The 17,120-nt window shown below is 72.5% G+C and carries 16 protein-coding genes; 10 read left to right on the plus strand and 6 right to left on the minus strand.

Translation table 11 applies throughout. The annotated features are described in order from the left end of the window. Positions 1-166 precede the first annotated feature (166 nt). From OG985_RS08605 to OG985_RS08615, 3 genes are all read left to right on the plus strand, one after another. The gene (locus OG985_RS08605) at positions 167-1,075 is read left to right on the plus strand and encodes a BadF/BadG/BcrA/BcrD ATPase family protein (protein WP_371667662.1); all 909 of its coding nucleotides are present in this window, start codon (positions 167-169) and stop codon (positions 1,073-1,075) included. Between the two features lie 514 nt (positions 1,076-1,589). Further along, positions 1,590-3,524, plus strand: a complete 1,935-nt coding sequence (locus tag OG985_RS08610; protein WP_371667663.1) for a phosphatase PAP2 family protein — start codon at positions 1,590-1,592, stop codon at positions 3,522-3,524. A 92-nt stretch (positions 3,525-3,616) separates the two neighbouring features. After that, entirely contained in the window at positions 3,617-5,311 is a 1,695-nt protein-coding gene (locus OG985_RS08615) for a phospholipid carrier-dependent glycosyltransferase (protein WP_371674303.1), read from the plus strand. Positions 5,312-5,340: 29 nt separating this feature from the next. Here the strand turns inward: OG985_RS08615 and OG985_RS08620 are convergent, their stop codons facing one another. Further along, complete coding sequence (locus OG985_RS08620; protein WP_371667664.1) at positions 5,341-5,742, minus strand: DUF3662 domain-containing protein; 402 nt, start codon at positions 5,740-5,742, stop codon at positions 5,341-5,343. Between the two features lie 200 nt (positions 5,743-5,942). Here OG985_RS08620 and OG985_RS08625 point away from each other — a divergent pair, with 200 nt between their 5' ends. From OG985_RS08625 to OG985_RS08640, 4 genes are all read left to right on the plus strand, one after another. Next, the gene (locus tag OG985_RS08625) at positions 5,943-6,866 is read left to right on the plus strand and encodes a MurR/RpiR family transcriptional regulator (RefSeq protein WP_371667665.1); all 924 of its coding nucleotides are present in this window, start codon (positions 5,943-5,945) and stop codon (positions 6,864-6,866) included. Between the two features lie 412 nt (positions 6,867-7,278). After that, positions 7,279-7,653 (plus strand): hypothetical protein, encoded by a 375-nt coding sequence (locus tag OG985_RS08630; protein ID WP_371667666.1) that lies wholly within the window; start codon positions 7,279-7,281, stop codon positions 7,651-7,653. Between the two features lie 52 nt (positions 7,654-7,705). Beyond that, positions 7,706-8,272 (plus strand): antibiotic biosynthesis monooxygenase, encoded by a 567-nt coding sequence (locus OG985_RS08635; protein WP_371667667.1) that lies wholly within the window; start codon positions 7,706-7,708, stop codon positions 8,270-8,272. Between the two features lie 272 nt (positions 8,273-8,544). Next, positions 8,545-10,902, plus strand: a complete 2,358-nt coding sequence (locus OG985_RS08640) for a SpoIIE family protein phosphatase (protein WP_371674304.1) — start codon at positions 8,545-8,547, stop codon at positions 10,900-10,902. 344 nt (positions 10,903-11,246) lie between these two features. Here OG985_RS08640 and OG985_RS08645 read toward each other — a convergent pair whose 3' ends face one another. Together OG985_RS08645 and OG985_RS08650 are read right to left on the minus strand one after the other, a co-directional pair. Then, the gene (locus OG985_RS08645) at positions 11,247-11,978 is read right to left on the minus strand and encodes a peptidoglycan-binding protein (RefSeq protein WP_371667668.1); all 732 of its coding nucleotides are present in this window, start codon (positions 11,976-11,978) and stop codon (positions 11,247-11,249) included. 77 nt (positions 11,979-12,055) lie between these two features. Continuing rightward, entirely contained in the window at positions 12,056-12,895 is an 840-nt protein-coding gene (locus tag OG985_RS08650) for a hypothetical protein (RefSeq protein ID WP_371667669.1), read from the minus strand. Positions 12,896-13,052: 157 nt separating this feature from the next. On the opposite strand from OG985_RS08650, the gene OG985_RS08655 reads away from it, so the two are divergent. Next, positions 13,053-13,787, plus strand: coding sequence for a TetR family transcriptional regulator (locus OG985_RS08655; protein ID WP_371667670.1), 735 nt, complete (start codon positions 13,053-13,055; stop codon positions 13,785-13,787). A gap of 167 nt (positions 13,788-13,954) precedes the next feature. Then, a complete protein-coding gene (locus OG985_RS08660) occupies positions 13,955-14,368 on the plus strand; it encodes a Zn-ribbon domain-containing OB-fold protein (RefSeq protein ID WP_371674305.1) in 414 nt (137 codons plus the stop codon). Between the two features lie 39 nt (positions 14,369-14,407). On the opposite strand, the gene OG985_RS08665 is transcribed toward OG985_RS08660, so the two are convergent. Further along, positions 14,408-14,794: a PPOX class F420-dependent oxidoreductase gene (locus OG985_RS08665; RefSeq protein WP_371667671.1), complete on the minus strand. Its 387-nt coding sequence runs from the start codon at positions 14,792-14,794 to the stop codon at positions 14,408-14,410. A gap of 218 nt (positions 14,795-15,012) precedes the next feature. Between OG985_RS08665 and OG985_RS08670 the strand changes: the two genes are divergently transcribed. Next, the gene (locus tag OG985_RS08670; RefSeq protein ID WP_371667672.1) at positions 15,013-16,389 is read left to right on the plus strand and encodes a S1 family peptidase; all 1,377 of its coding nucleotides are present in this window, start codon (positions 15,013-15,015) and stop codon (positions 16,387-16,389) included. Between the two features lie 94 nt (positions 16,390-16,483). Here the strand turns inward: OG985_RS08670 and OG985_RS08675 are convergent, their stop codons facing one another. Both OG985_RS08675 and OG985_RS08680 read right to left on the minus strand, forming a co-directional pair. After that, the gene (locus OG985_RS08675) at positions 16,484-16,921 is read right to left on the minus strand and encodes a hypothetical protein (protein WP_371667673.1); all 438 of its coding nucleotides are present in this window, start codon (positions 16,919-16,921) and stop codon (positions 16,484-16,486) included. Next, positions 16,854-17,039, minus strand: coding sequence for a hypothetical protein (locus OG985_RS08680; RefSeq protein WP_371674306.1), 186 nt, complete (start codon positions 17,037-17,039; stop codon positions 16,854-16,856). The genes OG985_RS08675 and OG985_RS08680 overlap by 68 nt, the downstream gene beginning before the upstream one ends. Positions 17,040-17,120 lie beyond the last annotated feature (81 nt).

Genomic DNA, 17,120 nt, shown 5'->3' on the forward strand with positions numbered 1-17,120 from the left:
GACACGCACTCTACTTCGTTAGTTAACTTCCTAACGAAGGTCACGGTACTCGTCTGCCGTGCTCGGTAAGAGGCCCGTCCCGGGGCTTCCCTAGTTCTTCAACTCCCTTTCCCCCATACACGGTTCGCCCACCGTCGCAGCCCCGCGCAACGACGAAAGAGGATCCGTGCAGGACCCTTCCCCCTCGTGCCCTCTTGTGGTGGGCATCGACGTGGGCGGCACCAAGACACATCTGCGCGCCTTCGCGGGCGACGACGTCGTCGCCGACCACGTCCGCACGAGCAGCGGCTGGCGGCCGCACGACCCCGTGGCCGCCGCGGCCTGGCTGGCCGCCCTGGCCGCCGACGCCCTGCCGACGGGCGCCCGCCCCGCGGCCGTGGCCGTGGGCGGACACGCCTGCGAGACCCCTCGCCAGTGCTCCGGCATCCGCTCCGCGCTCCGACCGCACTTCGACGCGCCCGCGCTGGTCGTGGGCGACGCCGAACTGCTCGTCCCCGCCGCGGGACTGGACAAGGGAGTCGGCCTGGTGGCCGGCACCGGCTCGGTGGCGGTCGGCCGGCTCGCGGACGGCAACCCCGTCCAGGTCGGCGGCTGGGGCGCGGTCCTCGGCGACGAAGGCGGCTCGGCCGGTCTCGTCCGCGAGGCCGCCCGCGCCGTGTGGGCGGCCCACGACCGCGGAGCGGACCCCGACCCACTCGCCGAAGGGCTCCTCGCCGCGTTCCACGTCAGCGAGGTTCCGGCGCTCGGCGCGGCGCTGGAGGGCGCCACCGACATCTCGGCGGAGTGGGGCCGGCACGCGCCGGCCGTGTTCGCGGCAGCCGAGGCAGGCTCGGCGCTCGCCCGCACGGTGATCGCCGAGGCCGGCCGCGCCCTGTCCGCGCTCGTCGAACGGCTCGCCGCACGCGGCGTGGCGGTGGACGACGTGGTGGTCGCGGGCAGCACCGTCCTCGCCCAGCCCGCGCTCTACGACGCCTTCGTGTCCTCGCTCGCCGAAGCGGTGCCCGGCGCCCGACCGAGACCGTTGCGCGTAGCACCGGTCGAGGGCGCGGCGGCACTGGCCCGGTCGCTCCTGTGAAGCCTCGTCCGATCACTCCCGCGCCCTTCGTACCGCTCGCGGTCACCCTCGACCGCACCCGTGAACGACGGCGGTCAAGGGTTGCCGTGCGCCGGTGCACCGGCGGCTCCCGCGCCGGTCGGGCGGTTGGTTCCCGTGAGCCGGTAAGGCGGGGGCTCCTGTGGCCCACCCCGGCGGTCGGCATCCGTCAGCCGGTCGCAGAGCGGGCTTCCGCGAACCGCGCCGGACCGCGGGCTTCCGCGGACCCCTCCGAGCGGTGGGATCCCGTGAGTCACGCCGGCCCGAGGATTCCTGTGAGCCGGGCGGGCCCCGTTCACCCGCGGGACACGTCCGGGTCGCCGGACCTGCGTCGACGGGACACGAACCGGCCGTAGATCTTCACCCGTACGCACCACGGACCACGGTCCCCACCTGGCACGTATGCGACGTGCGGCCTACCGCATCGTCGATCGCACGATCTCCCGCGGCCACAGGGCCGGGGAACTCAGCCGCAGCACTCAAGGAAGGCAGACGCATGCCGTCACCAGCCGGGCACCACTCCCCCGCGTCAGTCCGTGAACGCGCCGTCGACAGAAGGGGGTTCCTCAAGACGTCCCTGGCCGCCTCGGCCGGTGTGCTGGCCGCGCCCACCTTCGTGACATGGCTGGCCGCCGCGGACGCGAAGGCCGCCACCGGCCTCGCCGCGTTCGTCGACGACTACAAGTCCAACGTCCTGGCGAACCTGACGCCCGAGACCAACGCCGTGGTCCGCGCCCTCGGCGGCATGGCCCAGGTGTGGCGGACCGGCGACGCCTGGAACACCGGTACGCCCCTGCGCCCCGACGTGCTGCGCGCCAACATGCGCTACTGCGCCCGCATCACGTCCGCGCGGACGGACGCGCAGGCCAAGGAGGCGTTCGTCTACGACCGCCAGCACCAGAGCTACGCGATGATCGCCGGCCTGGGCCCGCTGGCCGACCTGTACCGGTCGGGTGCCAAGGCGGTCACGTCGATCACCACCGCGCCCGAGGGGACCCCGGCCACCACGATCAGCGACGCCGTCCCGGCCGACGCGCCCGCCGGCTCCGCACTCGGCGCGGGCTCCTACGACTCGGAGCTCGGCCAGGTCGCCAGGCTGGTCGACACCGTGCGCGGCCCGTACGCCTCAGGCAATCCCGGCAAGTACGCCTTCCAGTACCCGCGCCCGTGGCGGATGAACGAGGACAGCGAGGTCGTCGACACCGGGAAGACCGACGCGCTCGGCTACCCGGTGTACGACTCGCGGGTGGTCGTCGCGCCTCAGCTGCTGCGCCAGCGCAGCACGGCGCCGGTGGACGACGGAGGCTTCCCCAGCGGTCACACGAACGCCTTCCATCTCGCGTCCCTGGCCTACGCGTACGCGGTGCCCGAGCGCTTCCAGGAACTGGTGACGCGTGCCCTCGAGCTGAGCCACACCCGGATCATGGCCGGCATGCACTCCACGGTCGACGTCCTCGGAGGACGGATCATGGCCACCGCACTGGCCGCCGCCACCCTGGCCGACCCCGCGAACGCCGCCCTCAAGGCCGCCGCGCGCGCCCAGGCCCTCGCCTACTTCCAGCAGCGGACCGGCACGACGGCCGACACGCTGTACGCCTACGCCCACGCGGCCGGCGCCGGCGCCGACCCGTACGCCGACCGTGCGGCCAACGCCCGTGCGGTGCGGCCCCGGCTGACGTACGTGCTGACCCGGCACGGCCGCAGCGAGCCCCTGACCGTGCCGAAGGGCGCGGAGGTGTTGCTGGAGACGCGGCTGCCGTACCTGGACGCGGCGCAGCGGCGCGAGGTACTGCGGACGACGGCGCTGCCCTCCGGATACGTCCTGCTGGACGGCTTCGAGCAGTGGGGACGGCTGAACCTGTTCGCCGCGGCGGACGGGTACGGCGCCTTCGACTCCGGAGTGACGGTCACCCTCGACGCGGCGGCCGGCGGCTTCGGTGCCGCCGACAGCTGGCGCAACGACATCGACGGCGACGGCGGCCTGACCAAGCGAGGCACCGGCACCCTGACCCTCACCGGCCACAACCGGTACACGGGCGGCACCGTGCTGGCGGAGGGCGTGCTCGTCGCCGGTTCGGCCCACGCCCTGGGGCACGGCGACGTGCGGGTGACGGGCGGCACACTGCGGCTGGACGGGCCGGTCCAGGTGCACGGTACGTACACCCAGCAGTCCGCCGGTCTGGAGCTGACGCTGCGTTCGGGCCACGAGCCGGCGCTCGAGGTCACGCGGCGGGCGGTCCTCGGGCAGGGCAGTGTGCTGTCGCTGCGGCTGGACGCCGACAGGCCCCCGGCGGCGGGCCACACGGTACGCGTGGTGGGCGCGCTGGTGCTGCGCGGCCAGTTCGACCGCGTCGAGCTGAACTCCGACCGGCTGCGGGCCGTACCCGTCTATACGGCGGAAGGTCTGTCGGTACGACTCCTGAAGCGGTGACGCCCCGAGCGGCGGGAAGCGGCGCGGAGGAACCCCCCGGGGTGTCCCCGCGCCACTCCCGCCGCGACGCGGCCGGTGTCATCGTGGTGCGGATGATGACGCGCGAACAGCAATCGGTCCTCGACCCCGCGGCGCGAGACGGTGCCCCGCCGCAGAGGGCTGCCCCCGGGCCGAGGCGTCGCCTCGCCGCGCGGTGGTCGGTGCCGGTGCTGGTGTTCCTGCTGCTCGCACAGATGGCCTTCGCGATGGTGAGCACGGCCGTACGGCAGACGCCGACCATCGACGAGCCCGTCTACGTGGGCACGGCCGCGGACTACCTGCACGAGCACGAGGTGCGGTACAACCCCGAACATCCGCCGCTGGGCAAACTGGTGATCGCCGCCGGGGTGGCCCTGGCCGATCCGCGCGTGGACCCGTCGTTCACCGGCGACCAGGGAGCACTGGGCCGGCATCTGCTGTACGAGTCGGGCAACGATCCGTGGCGGCTGATGCTGTGGGCCCGCCTGCCGGTGATCGCGCTGACGCTGCTGTTCGGTCTTGTCGTCTTCGCCTTCGCCCGTGATCTGGCCGGACCGGTCGGCGCGGTGGCCGCCCTCGCGCTGTACGCCTTCTCCCCCGACCTGATCGCCCACGGATCCCTCGCCACGCTCGACGTGCCGGCCGCCGGGTTCCTGCTGACGTCGGTGTGGCTGTTGTGGCGGGCGCGGCGACGGCCCCGACTGTACGTACCGCTCGCCGGAGCGGCCCTGGGGGCGGCGCTGGCCACGAAGATGAGCGCGCTGCCCGCGCTGCCGGTCCTGATGGCGCTGGCCGTGGTGTCCGTGTGGTGCTCGGGTCGCGCGGGTTCACGGGACCGGCGCGGACGGCTGCTGCGGGCGGCAGCGGGCGCGGGCCTGGTGGCGCTGGCCGCCGTCACCGTCGTATGGATGACGTATCTGGTGGTGGATCCGCGGCTGCGGTGGGCGCCGCAACAGCAGGTGCCCACGGTCCACGGGCTGCGCGGGCTGCTGGTGGACCTCATGCCGTTCCCCGAGGCGTACCGGGACGGGATGCGCATCCAGTTCGGACTGGAGAACTACCCGTGGCAGGGCTTCCTCTTCGGCCGGCTCTACACCGGGTCGCTGTGGTACTACCTGCCGGCGGCGCTGCTGGTGAAGACCCCCCTCGGTCTGCTCGCGCTGTGGACGGCCGGTGCCGTCGTCGTGGTGGCGCTGCGGCGGCTGCGGCCCGCGGCGCCGTATCTGCTGGTCCCGTCCGGTGTCCTGCTGGCCGCGGCCATGGACGGCTCACGCGACTTCGGCACCCGCTACGTCGTCTTCCTGCCGATGTTCCTCGCGGTGGCGGCGGGCTGCGTGGTGACGGTACGACGGCGGTGGGCGCCGGTCGTGACGGGGGCACTGGCCCTGTTCGTCGCGGTCAGCTCCCTACTGGCGTATCCCTACTATCTGCCGTACTCCAACGAGGCGTTCGGCGGCCCGGAGCAGACGCACCTGCGGTTGCACGACTCCAACGTCGACTGGGGCCAGGATCTGGGCCGGCTCGCCGACCGGCTGCGCGAGCGGTATCCGGGCGAACGGGTGTGGCTCGTGTACAAGGGCAGCGGTGTGGCGTCCTCCTACGGCATCGAGGCGTCCGATCCGCGCGAGGTGCCCGCCGCCGACGTGCGCGGACTGCTGGTCGTGTCCGACTCGGCGGTGGCCAAGGCGCAGGGGCGGCTGAAGGCGCTGATCGCCGGCAGCCGGCCGGTCGACGAGGTCGGTCACTCGATCACGATCTACCGCCGGTGACCCGGTCCCCGGTGAGCGGACTGCGACCGCTACCGCGCCGCCTGCTGGAACCCCTCGGCGCTGACGTGCGCCATCACGCTGCTGGCCACGCGGTAGCGGCCGTTGGGCACGTGTGCGGACCTGGTGATGTGCACCGTGAGCGGGCCGGCCCACGCGTAGCCGTGGTGTTCGGCGTGCCTGGCCAGGCTGTCGGTGAGGGCCTGGCCCACCCTGCTGTCGCGGCGCGTGAGTTCGTCGTGCACGGAGTCGGCGAGCTCGACGTCGTAGGCGTTGGGGACCACGACCAGATTCTCGCTGCACACGACGGCGTGGCTGTCGCACTCGCGTCGCAGGGCGTCGAGGAGTTCGACGGGTTCCTTGTCGAAGATCCTCGCCCACAGCGACTCCCACCGCTGTTCCAGGGCCTGTTCCAGCGCGCTCAGTGCGCTCATTCCGTCTCACCTGCCGAAAGATCTGGTTTCGTGTGCCGGGACGCCTTCGGGCGACGACGTCGTCGCCGCAGGGCGGGTTCCCGATCGGCGGGCGGATATCCGCACCTCGGGCGGGTCGTCGGATGATCCTCTACAAGCCCTGGTCACGGCTGTCGTGTGGGCTATGTTGACTCTCCGTGGGAGACAAAGGGAGCGCGCCGGTGCCATCGTCGCAACAGGCACGCGCACAGGCATCATCGATCACCTCGGGAAAGACCGCCCCTGAGGCGGAGGCCGCCCCTGCCTCCCAGCTCAGGACGCTCTTCGACAGGCCGCGGCTGTCCCCGGGCCAGCGCCGCATCGCGCAGTACCTGATCGAGCACATCACCGAAGCGGCGTTCCTGTCGATCACCGATCTCGCGGAGCGGGTCGGCGTGAGCCAGCCCTCGGTGACCCGGTTCGCCGCGGCCGTCGGCTTCAGCGGTTACCCCGCGCTGCGGGAGAAGCTCCAGTCCATCGCGCTCGGCACCCTCGCGGGCGGCCCCGGAGCGACGGAAGAGAACGGGAGCAACGAGCTCCAGGCGGCGGTGGACGCCGAGATGGAGAACCTGGAGAACCTCCGGCGGGACTTCGCCAATCCCGACCAGGTGATCGACATCGGCCGCCGGCTGTCCCTGTCGACCCCGCTGACCGTCCTCGGGCTGCGCATCTCCGTCTCCCTCGCCGAGTACTTCGCCTACGCGGCCCGCCGTATCCACCCGGACGTACGGCTGGTGACCCGGGGCGGCAGTGTCGCCTACGACGCGCTGCTCCAGTCGCGTGAGGCCGGCGGCACCTGGGTGCTGGCGTTCTCCATGCCCCGGCACGCGCAGGAGACCCTCACCGCGCTGCGCGTCGCGCGCGGCGCCGGGCTGCGCGTCGTCCTGATCACCGACCTCGCGCTGGGTGCGGTCGCCGACGAGGCCGACGTCGTCTTCGCCACCGGCACCGGCTCCCGGCTGGTCTTCGACTCCTATGCCGCGCCCGGAGTCATGGCAGCCGCGCTGCTCCAGGCCATGACCGACGCCGACCCGGAGCGGACCCAGGCGCGGCTCGAGGACTACGAGCAGATCTCCGAGCAGCACCAGTTCTTCCTGCGCGACTGACCGACTCCGGTCATATGCGGCTACTACCGGGCCAGCCACCATAAATCACGCATGAATGTTTTCATACGTCTTGCAAACGGCACGGCATATATAAATACTGCTCACGGATCACGCCCCGGCCGCTCCGGGACACGTTCCGCACCCCCGTCCTCACACCCCGCATCCGCCCGCAGAAAGCCGACGGTCCGCCCATGCGCACGCAGCTCCATCCGCCGCGCGGGCCCCGTCCGCTCACCCGGGCTCCTGCACGAGCACCCGAAACCGCCGTCTCCTACCCGCGTCGGCGTCCAGGGTGTTCGGTCGGGCCTCGCCTGCGCGAGCGCCCACGGCGGCCCCGGTCATCCCCTAGACCGGGGCCGCCCAAGCCCGTCGGACCACCCCTCTCGACGCCGTAGACCCGGAAGCGACGACCATGACTCTGACGACCACGCGCATCAGCCCGGACTGGCCGTGCCAGGTCAAGATCCCCGGCAGCTACGACTGGGAGCGCTCGGCGGCCAAGTGGCTGCGCGAGCTGGTGCCGGCCCGCTACGCCAGTTACCCGGCCCTGATCCGCCACCCCGTTCTGCTCGCCCGCCATGCGCAGATCCAGGTGCAGCAGGAGATCCGGATCGCGCGCACCGCCCTGCAGACGGCGCGCGCCGATCTGCCCGGGCTCGGTCTGCCCGAGTCGGTGATCGAGCACACCATCAAGCTGTACGCGGCGGAGGTGCTGCAGTTGCAGCACATCGCCCGGAGCGTGCGCGCGGTCAACCAGGCGCTGGCCTATCACAACCTGGGGCGCTGAGCCCGCGCCACGGAAGGCATGACCCGCGCCGCCCGTGGCACACGTGATGAGCATGAGTACCACTCAGTTGCGGCGGGGCGAGCCCGTCACCACGGTGCTGACCTGGCGGGTGCGCCCCGGCCGGGAGCAGGAGTTCGAGGAGTGGACGCACGGGATCACCCGCTGCGTCAGACGGTTCCCCGGCAGTGAGGGCGTCTCCTGGCTGCGCCCCGAGGACGGCCACCGCTTCCACGCGGTGCTGCGCTTCTCCGATCCGCACCGCCTCACCGCCTGGCTGGAGTCGCCGGAGCGGGCCGACTGGCACGCACGGATCGAGGGCATCGCCACCGAGATCGGCAGTGAGCGGCAGTCGACGACCGGAATGGAGACCTGGTTCGGTCTGCCTGGCACCACCGTGCAGGCGCCGCCCCGCTGGAAGATGGTGCTGACCACCTTCCTCGCGGCCTACCCCTTCACCCTGCTCATCCAGTGGCAGCTCACGCCCCGCACCGCCGCCTGGCCCCTGCTCCTGCGCGCCGCGGTGTTCCCGGTGCTGCTGCTGCCGACCCTGACCTACCTGGTCATGCCGCGGCTCAGCCGTCTGCTCCGGCTGTGGCTGTACCGGCCACCGAACCACTGACCACCGAACGGGGACCAGGTCCGCCCGGGGCGGCCGGGGTCGGTACCGGCCACCGAACCACCGACCACCGACCACGAGCCACCGACGGTCCGCCGCGGACCGCCGACCGAGAGCGGCCCGCCCCCGGATCGACCGCGCACGGACCCGCGATCGCGGGCGCACCGTGTGCAATGCTCGGTGATGTGACGAGCGATCCAACCATCCCGGCGGAGTCCGGTACGGCACCGGACGTGACCGCGCTGGCCCGAGTCGTCGCCCGTCAGCGCGCCGAAATGGACCGACTACGGGAACTGGTGGCGACCTCGGCCGTCCTGGAGCGGGCCAAGGGCGTGGTGATGGCGCTGACCGGGTGTGCCCCGGACGCGGCCGGCGAGGAACTGCTGCGACGCGCCAGGGCCGCGAACCGCACGCTGCTGGAGGAGTGCTGGATCACGCTCGGCGGCCTGATCCCCCCGCTGCGCAGACCGGGCAAGGAGCCGCGGCCCGTCGCCGCCTCGGACGCCGTCCCGTCCGACCCCTCGCCGCACGGCGACACGGCCGACGCGGAGACGGCCGACGGGGAGACGGCCGACGGGGAGACGGCCGACGCGGACCAGGCCACCGGCTCCGCCGCGCTCGGCGGGCTCGGCAGGGCGCTGGTCCACGTCGGCACACCGCAGGAGCTCGCCGTGTGCCTGCTGGAGCATCTCGCGCCCGAGACGGGGGCGGACGCGGTCATGATCTACTCACGGCTGCCGGTCGGAGGACTGGCGCTGATCGGTCACGCCGGCATCGACGAGACACTGGCCGAGCAGTGGCAACGGGTGCCGCCGCTGAGCGGAATCCCCGCACTCGACGCGCTGCGTACGGGCGAGCCGTGCTGGCTGGAGGACATCGACGCGGACCGGAGACAGTACCTGCTCATCGGGGATCCACCCGACCGCTGGCTGTCCCGGGCCTGGCTGCCCGTACTCACGGGCGACGCGGCCGACGTCTGCATCGGCGTCATGCGCGGTCGCGGCGGGTCGTTCGGGCCGCACGCCCGGCAACTCCTGCGGGGCGTCACCCGGCTGTGCGCAGGCCGGCTGCGCGCGCTCACCGCCCGCCAGGACCAGGCCGAGGACGACACCGCCGGTGCCGTCCAGACCGTGTTCGACTCGCTGCCGAGCGCGGCGATGCTCCTCACCCCGCTGCGCTCCCCCACGGGAGACATCGAGGACTACCGTATCGACGCGGCGACCACGGAGGCGGTCGACGTCGTCGGCCGTACCGGGCGGGAGCTGGTCGGGCGGCGGATCCTGGAGTGCTTCCCCAGCATGGCGGGCGAGGCCCTGTGGCAGGGCAGCCTGCACACGCTGGCCACCGGGGAACCGTACGAGGGCGAGCCGTTCGCCTCCCAGGAAGTGGTGGCCGGGACCGCGCAACTGCTCACCTACTCGGTGCGGGTGGCCCGGCTGGCCGACGGCCTGGTGATCACCTGGATCCGGCACGACTCCTCGGACCGGCAGGAGCAGCGGCTGGCCGACGTGCAGCGGCTGGGCAACCTCGGCTGGGCGAACTGGAATCTCCTCAGCGAGGAGGTCAGCTGGTCGTCCCAGGTCTTCACCATCCTCGCCCGTTCCCCGGAGAGCGGACCGGTCGCCCTCGCCGACCTGCCCCGTCTCGCCGTGGCGGAGGACATGCCCGCGCTGTCCCGGGCGGTAGGGGAACTCATGCTCCGGGGGCGGCCGTTCGACGTGCCGTTCCGGGTCGCGGCGAGCGGCGGCATACGGCATCTGCGGGTGGTCGCCGAGTCGGTCACGGACGTCCACGGCACACCGGCCGAGGTGCACGGCTTCGTGCAGGACCTCACCGCGCAGCGCAGCGCCGAACTCGCCCTGCGCAGGAGCGAGCAGGCGATTCTCACCCAGCACGGTGTGCTGACCGCCGAGCGGAGCATGGCCGCCCGGCTGCAGCACGCGCTGCTTCCGCTGCCGACCCGGCCCGTGCTCGTGGCCGGGCTGCGCGTCGAGGTCGCCTATCTGCCCGCCCAGTCGGGGCTGCATGTCGGCGGCGACTGGTTCAGCGTCATGGAACTCCCCGACGGGGACGCCCTGTTCGTCGTCGGTGACGTCGCCGGTCACGGCATCGGCGCCGTCGCCACGATGGCCCAGCTCCGCTTCACCGCCAAGGGCATGGTCATCACGGGCTCGTCGCTGACCGGCGCCCTGCACCGGCTCAACGCACTGCTGCTGCACTCCCGTGACTCCTACGGCACCGCGACCATGGTCCTGGCCCGCTACGACGCCGCGGAGCGCCGGCTGATCTGGGCACAGGCGGGCCATCCGCCGCCACTGCTGCTGCGGGGCGGGAAGGTGATCTATCTCGACCGCCCGCGCGGGATGCTCCTCGGGGCGAACACCTCACCGGTCTACGAGGAGGCGGAGTGCCACCTCGAGCCGGGAGACCGGTTGATCATGTACACGGACGGGCTGGTCGAGCGCCCCCTGGAGGGCATCGACCGAGGCCTGGATCGCTTCGCCGAGGCCGCCATGACCCTCCACACGGACTCGCCGGGCTCCCTGGACCCCCTGCTCTCCGCGGTCCTGGAGGGCGAGCGGCGCGACGACGTCTGTGTCGTCGACATCCGGGTGCCCGTCAACCCCGAGTGACGGCGCGACCCGTGCGGTGCCGGGCCCACGGCGCGGGTGAACGGGCGAGGAGATCGCGTCAGTCGTCCCCGCGGTGCCTCCAGAACCAGTACGCGCACACGACGAGGGCCAGCAGGAAGACGGCGGGCAGCACCAGGCCCGGGACACGGGAGCCGCTCATCGGCGTGGCCTTTGGGTTCGGGACGGCGGTGGGGACGGCGTCGGGGAGAGCCGGAAAACCCGGGGGCGGCGCGGAGACCGCCTCCCGGCATGACTGCCCACGCCGACGCGCCATTGATCGTCGCCGGCCGTTCTTTCCCGCTCCGTTGCCCGGCGTTCGAGTCGCCGTCCCGCCCGTCAGCGGATCAGCCGTTGCCCTGTGCCGCGTTGCCCTGTGCCGTGTTGCCCTGTGCCGTGTTGCCCTGTGCCGTGTTGCCCTGTGCCGTGCGGGATTCCAGCGCGAGCCGGGTGTCGTCGCCGTACACGCCGTCCTCGTCGCCCCGGATGCCGTACCAGAGCTGGAACCGGGCCACCGCCTCGGTCAGGACGGTGTCGTAACTGCCGCCGGTGGGGCCGTTCGGGTAGACGTCGGGGATGCGCAGCAGACGTTCCTGGAGGTCGGTCACCTCGGGACCGCTGTCCCCTTCCCGGAGGGTGCCGGCCCCGTCGGGGTCGGCCGCGGCCGAGCCGGCCGGGGTGGTCGGGGTGGGTTCCGCGGAGGCGGTCGCCGCCGGAGACCGTGCGGCGGAGGCGTCGTCGCGGCCGGGCAGCAGGAGCGCGCAGCCGAAGCCGATCAGGGCCGCCGCGGCCACCACGGTCACGGCGACGGTGCGACGCCGTCCACGGACCCGGCCGGCGGTGCGGCCCGCCTGCCCGCGGTACCGGAGCTCGGCGGTGACCGGCGGCAGTTCCTGGGTGGCGTCCTCCGCCCCCGGCGACGGCCGGTCCAGCTGCACCGACTCGTAGGCGGCGAGGCCGTCCTGCTCGAACTCCCGGAACAGCTCCGCGAGGGCGTCGGTGCGGCGCGGGCGCAGCACATGGATCGGTTCGAGCACGGGGCCGTCCTGTGGCTGCTCCCGGTCGGGACGTGTCGGCACGCTGGACTCCTTCCGACCCCGTGCGCAGGGTCTGCGTGATCCCCCGGGGAGTGATACGTGGCCGACGCCACCGGGGTTCAGCCCACGGCGGGGCCCGTCAGGAACCGGCGCAGTGACGCCTTCATCGCGTCGACGAAGGCGTCCCGACGCTGAGCGTCCACCGCGTCCAGCGACAGGTACGGATTGAGGTCCTCGAGTTCGACCAGCAGGAGCTCTCCGCCCGGGGCCCGGCAGGCGTCGACGCGCTGGATGCCGTGGCCGAGGCCGTTCCAGTCGATGAACCGCCGGGCGAACTCCAGGTCGGAGCCGGTCGGTTCGTACGGCTCGAGCTGCCAGCGCCGGTCGGGCCGCGGGGCGTACAGGGCGTACTGGAAGTCGTCGTCGACGTAGTAGAAGGAGACCTCGTAGGCGAAGTCGACGCGGGGCTGCACCAGGACGGTTCCGTCGGCCAGCTCGCGCGCCCGGTCGGCGGACACGATCCGCAGGCCCACCGAGTCGGCACCGGTCTTCGGCTTGACGACGTACTCGTCCGCCTCGGGCAGAAAGCGCAGATCCTCCGGGCGGTCCACGGTCGGGATGACCGGATGTCCCGCGGCGCCGAGCTCCACCAGGTACTGCTTGCCGGCCATGTCGGCCCGGCCGGTCAGCGGGTTGTAGACGCGTGTCCCGTGCTCGACGGCGCGCGCACGGAACGCGTCGTGGGCGGCCTGGTATCCGAGGACGGGGCCGCTGTTGCGGACCACGACGCCGTCGAAGCCGTCCATGAGCGCAGCCGCGTCCCGCGGATGACACAGGGCGAGGTCGAAGTCCTCCCGGAGCCGGGCGGACAGGAAGATGTCCTCGTCGCAATAGCGGCGTCCGCGTGCCGGGTAGGCGAGGTCGGTGACGTAGAGGACGCGGGGTCGTACGGACGGCATGTGGGCTCCCTTTGCGGCGGCAGCCGATCGTATGCGGCGGGCCCGCCTCGAACAAACGCCTGGTGGGGCGCCCTGCGGCAGGGGACGAGCGCACTCAGTTCCCCCCTGGGTGCGCACTGAGTGCCATCGACCCCGGCCGAGTGCTACGTTCCCGGGCATGAGCTCCAGCAGTGCGACCCCCCGGCGCGGCCAGAAGGCACGGGCGGCGGTCACCAAGCCGCCCATGCGGGACGCCCTGGTGGCGGCGGCCTTCCGGTTGTTCCTGGAGCGCGGCTACGAGGAGACCACGGTCGACGACATCGTGGCGCTCGCCGGGGTGGGACGGCGGTCGTTCTTCCGCTACTTCCCCTCGAAGGAGGACGTGGTCTTCCCCGACCACGAACGCTGTCTGGCCGACATGACGGCCTTCCTCGCCACCGGCGACGACACCCACGAACCGGTGCGGCGGGTCTGCGACGCGGCCCGGCTGGTCCTCGGCATGTACGCCGAGAACCCGACCTTCTCCGTGCAGCGCTACCGCCTGACCAAGAAGGTGCCGGGCCTGCGGGCGTACGAGCTGTCCGTGGTGTGGCGCTACGAGCGTGCCCTCGCCCACTATCTGCGAGGCCGCTTCGCCGGCCGGCGCGACGGCACCCTGCAGGCCGACGTGATCGCCGCGGCCGTGGTCGCTGCGCACAACAACGCGCTGCGGTCCTGGCTGCGCTCGGACGGACAGGACGACGCGAGCCTCACGGTGGACCACGCACTGGGGTACGTGCAGTCCGCCTTCGGCGCCCCGTCCGCGCCGCCCCTCCCCGAACGGCCCGAGGACGTCGTGGTCGTCGTCTCCCGGCGCGGAGCTCCGCTGTGGAGGGTCGTCCAGGAGATCGAGTCCACGCTCGGCCGCGACTGATCCACGCCGAGGCGACTGCCGGATATTTTGGGGGTACGGAGTGCCTTTACGCGTGACACTGAGTGCCATACCCTGTGGGCGTGCACGGTGGCACGGTGAGCCGGGCACGTGCGTGCACGGGTGACCGCGCACACGGGATTCCGGCCGAGCGCAGGGAGTTGACCAGCGTGTACCACCACTCAGGAAGCGTTGTCCGGGAGACGGTCGGCTTCGCCACGAGCCTGCTGGATCCGAAGATCACGGAATCGGACGCGATGCTCTTCCAGCGCTGCGCCTGGTGCGGCACCGCGATGTACCAGCGGCTGTTGTGCCCGGTCTGTCAGGGCAGTGAGCTGCGCACCGAGCACAGCGAGGGCACGGGTACGGTCCGGCACTCGACCGTGGTGCACCGCAACACCCCCGCGGCCCGCAACGTGTCGCTGATCGAGATGGCCGAGGGCTTCGTCGTGCGCGGCCGGGTCATCGGTCCGCCCATCGGCATCCACAGCGGGGACCGGGTCCGCCTGTCCACCGCCAAGGACCCGGTCCGCGGCGAGCCGGTCTTCCAGCTCCTCGACGAGCCGTACCGGGCCTGGACCTGACCGACCCCCGGAGGTGCCGTCGGCCCGGGTGCCCGCCTTTCACGGCGTGAGCGCCACCCGGATGGCCACGGTCCCCTTCGCTCCCCGGCGCAGCCGACTGCCGAACAGCGTCAGACGGCCGACGATGCCGTACTTGTCGGCGAGGAGCCGGCGGTAGCGGTCGGCGGTGGCCGCGTCGCCGATCTCGGCGGTGGCCGGCACCTGGTCGCCGGTCGGGTTCCCGCGCAGGTCGCAGGGGCCGACGAGAATCTCGCCGCGTGCTCGGATCCGCTTGACCTTGCCCGAGTCCGCGACGGTCCACACGCCGAGCCTGTCACCGTCGCGCACCACCCACACCGGGGTGGAGACCGGGGTGCCGTTCTTCCGGTAGCTGGTGACCAGCAGGTATTTCCCGGCGCCGAGCCGCTCCAGCAGGGTGTCGTCCATGTCCGCAAGTCTAGGCTTTCGCAACGGTTCCCGGCCCTGTGCGCCACAGCGGCGACCGTGCGGTCCGGCCGTCCGGTACGGCGGAGCACCCGGCCGGAAGTGAGCAGATCGCCTCCACGCTGAACGCGGGCGTCCTGGACCGCGTATGGGAGGAGGGCGCTCAACGACCGGAGGGCCCCGCGGTGTTGACACCGCGCGTTCGGGTTCGGGAGCCATGCATGAGGCACGCACGACGACGGGTCGTCCGGCGAGTGACACGGCTGGCGGCAGTCGGCGGACTCCTTCTGGGAGGGGCGATGGTCACACGGGCCGTGGCCGCCGAACCGTCCGGCGCCGCCGTTCCCCGGACCTACGCCCAGTCGTCCGCGGACATGGGCACCGGTCTCGTCTCACGGCTCGGCACCTCCCGTACGGCGGGCACCTGGCTCGGCGCGGACGGGCGACCGGTCGTGGCGGTCACCGACGCTGCCGCGGCCGCCGAGGTCCGGCGGGCCGGCGCCGAGGCGAAGGTCGTCTCCCACAGCATGAACGAACTCAAGTCGGCGACCACCACGCTGCGTTCCGCACCCCGGGTGGCCGGCACGGCGTGGGTCATGGACTACAAGACCAACCAGGTGGTGGTCCAGGCGGACAGCTCCGTCTCCGCCTCCGACTGGTCCGGCATGACCCGGGTCGCGGACGGCATCGGCGGCTTCGTCCGCATGGAGCGCGTCCAGGGCTCCTTCACCACCCGGGTGAACGGCGCGCAGCCGATCCTGTCGACCGGCGGGCGCTGCTCGGCGGGGTTCAACGTGACCAACGGGCAGACCGACTTCATCCTCACGGCCGGACACTGCGGGCCCTCCGGTTCGATCTGGTTCGCGGACAACCAGGGCACCCAGCAGATCGGCAGGACGGTCGACCAGAGCTTCCCCGGCGACGACTGGTCCCTGGTGCAGTACGCGAGCGGCAAGGCGGGCGACGGCGCCGACGTGGTCGCGGTCGGCGGCGGCAAGGGCGTACAGATCACGGGCGTGGCCGATCCGGCGGTCGGGCAGCGGGTGTTCCGCAGCGGCAGCACGAGCGGTCTGCGCGACGGCCAGGTGACGGGTCTGAACGCGACGGTGAACTACCCCGAGGGCACCGTCACCGGGCTGATCGAGACGAACGTGTGCGCCGAACCCGGCGACAGCGGCGGCCCCATGTTCTCCGAGGGCATCGCCCTCGGCGTCACCTCCGGCGGCAGCGGCGACTGCACCACGGGCGGTACGACGTTCTTCCAGCCGGTGACGAAGGCGCTGTCCGCGCTCAACGTCCGCATGATCGTGTCGACGCAGGCCGGGTCCGGGGCAGGCCAGAGCCCCGCACCGGCGCCGTCCGCGTCCGCGACGCACAGCGCCATCGCCCCCGGCGCCGCCTCGCCCGGATCCTCGGCGACGGTCACCGGCGGCGCCGAGGCGTCGACGCTGCTGTCCCGGATCACGGATCCGCGGAACATCGGCCCCGGCCTGCTGGTCCTGGCGGGCAGTATGGTCGCCCTGGTGGCGACCCGGTTCATCCGCGCGGAGCAGGACCGCAAGGCGTTCCGCCGGCACTACTCGGCCACGTGGGGATGAGCCGTCGGGACGCGCTCGCCGCGACCGGGGTCCGCGGTGGCGATCAGTCCCGGTCGGGGAGCCCGGCGTGATCCCGACGAGCGGCCCCGGCCCGTCAGCCCAGGGTCAGCAGCACCGTGGCCGCCGCCGCACCGAGCAGCCCCGCCGCCTGGCGCCGGGTCACCCGCGCGTGCAGGAGCGCCAGACCGAGGACGACCGGGAGCGCCGGGTTGAGGGACGCGAGGACCACGGCGACGGCGAGCAGCAGCCCGCCGAGTTGGCCGAGGAAGGTGACGGTGGTGTGGTGGATGCGCCGGGACAGCAGGCCGCCGGCGATGGGGGCATCCCTCGGCTCGAGCGAAGCCGAGAGGTGGGGGACGACGATGCCGTAGCAGACGGCCGAGGCCAGTGCGAGGAGGGGGCCCGTCCGGTGGGGAGTGCCCCGGGACGGCGTTCCGATGCCCGGTGGGCTTCGGGGACGTGCCTCAGGCCGCGTGAACCGGCTGGGGAACGGCGGCGGCCCACTCGAGGACGAGGCGCCGGTATTCCTCACGCTGCTCGCCGCTCAGTGTCCCGCCCGACCGGCGCCACAGGGCCCTGATCTCCTCGTTGACCTCGTCAGCCGAGCGATCGGAGGCGGGTTCAACGGTGGTGGACATGCTGTGAAGCATACGGCGCGGCAGGTGAAGGCGATGTGAGTAAGTATGAGCGATCCGGACATTTGAGACCGTGTTGCTGATCACGTCATCTGT

It is taken from the genome of Streptomyces sp. NBC_00289, assembly GCF_041435115.1.
In the GTDB taxonomy this organism is placed as follows: domain Bacteria; phylum Actinomycetota; class Actinomycetes; order Streptomycetales; family Streptomycetaceae; genus Streptomyces.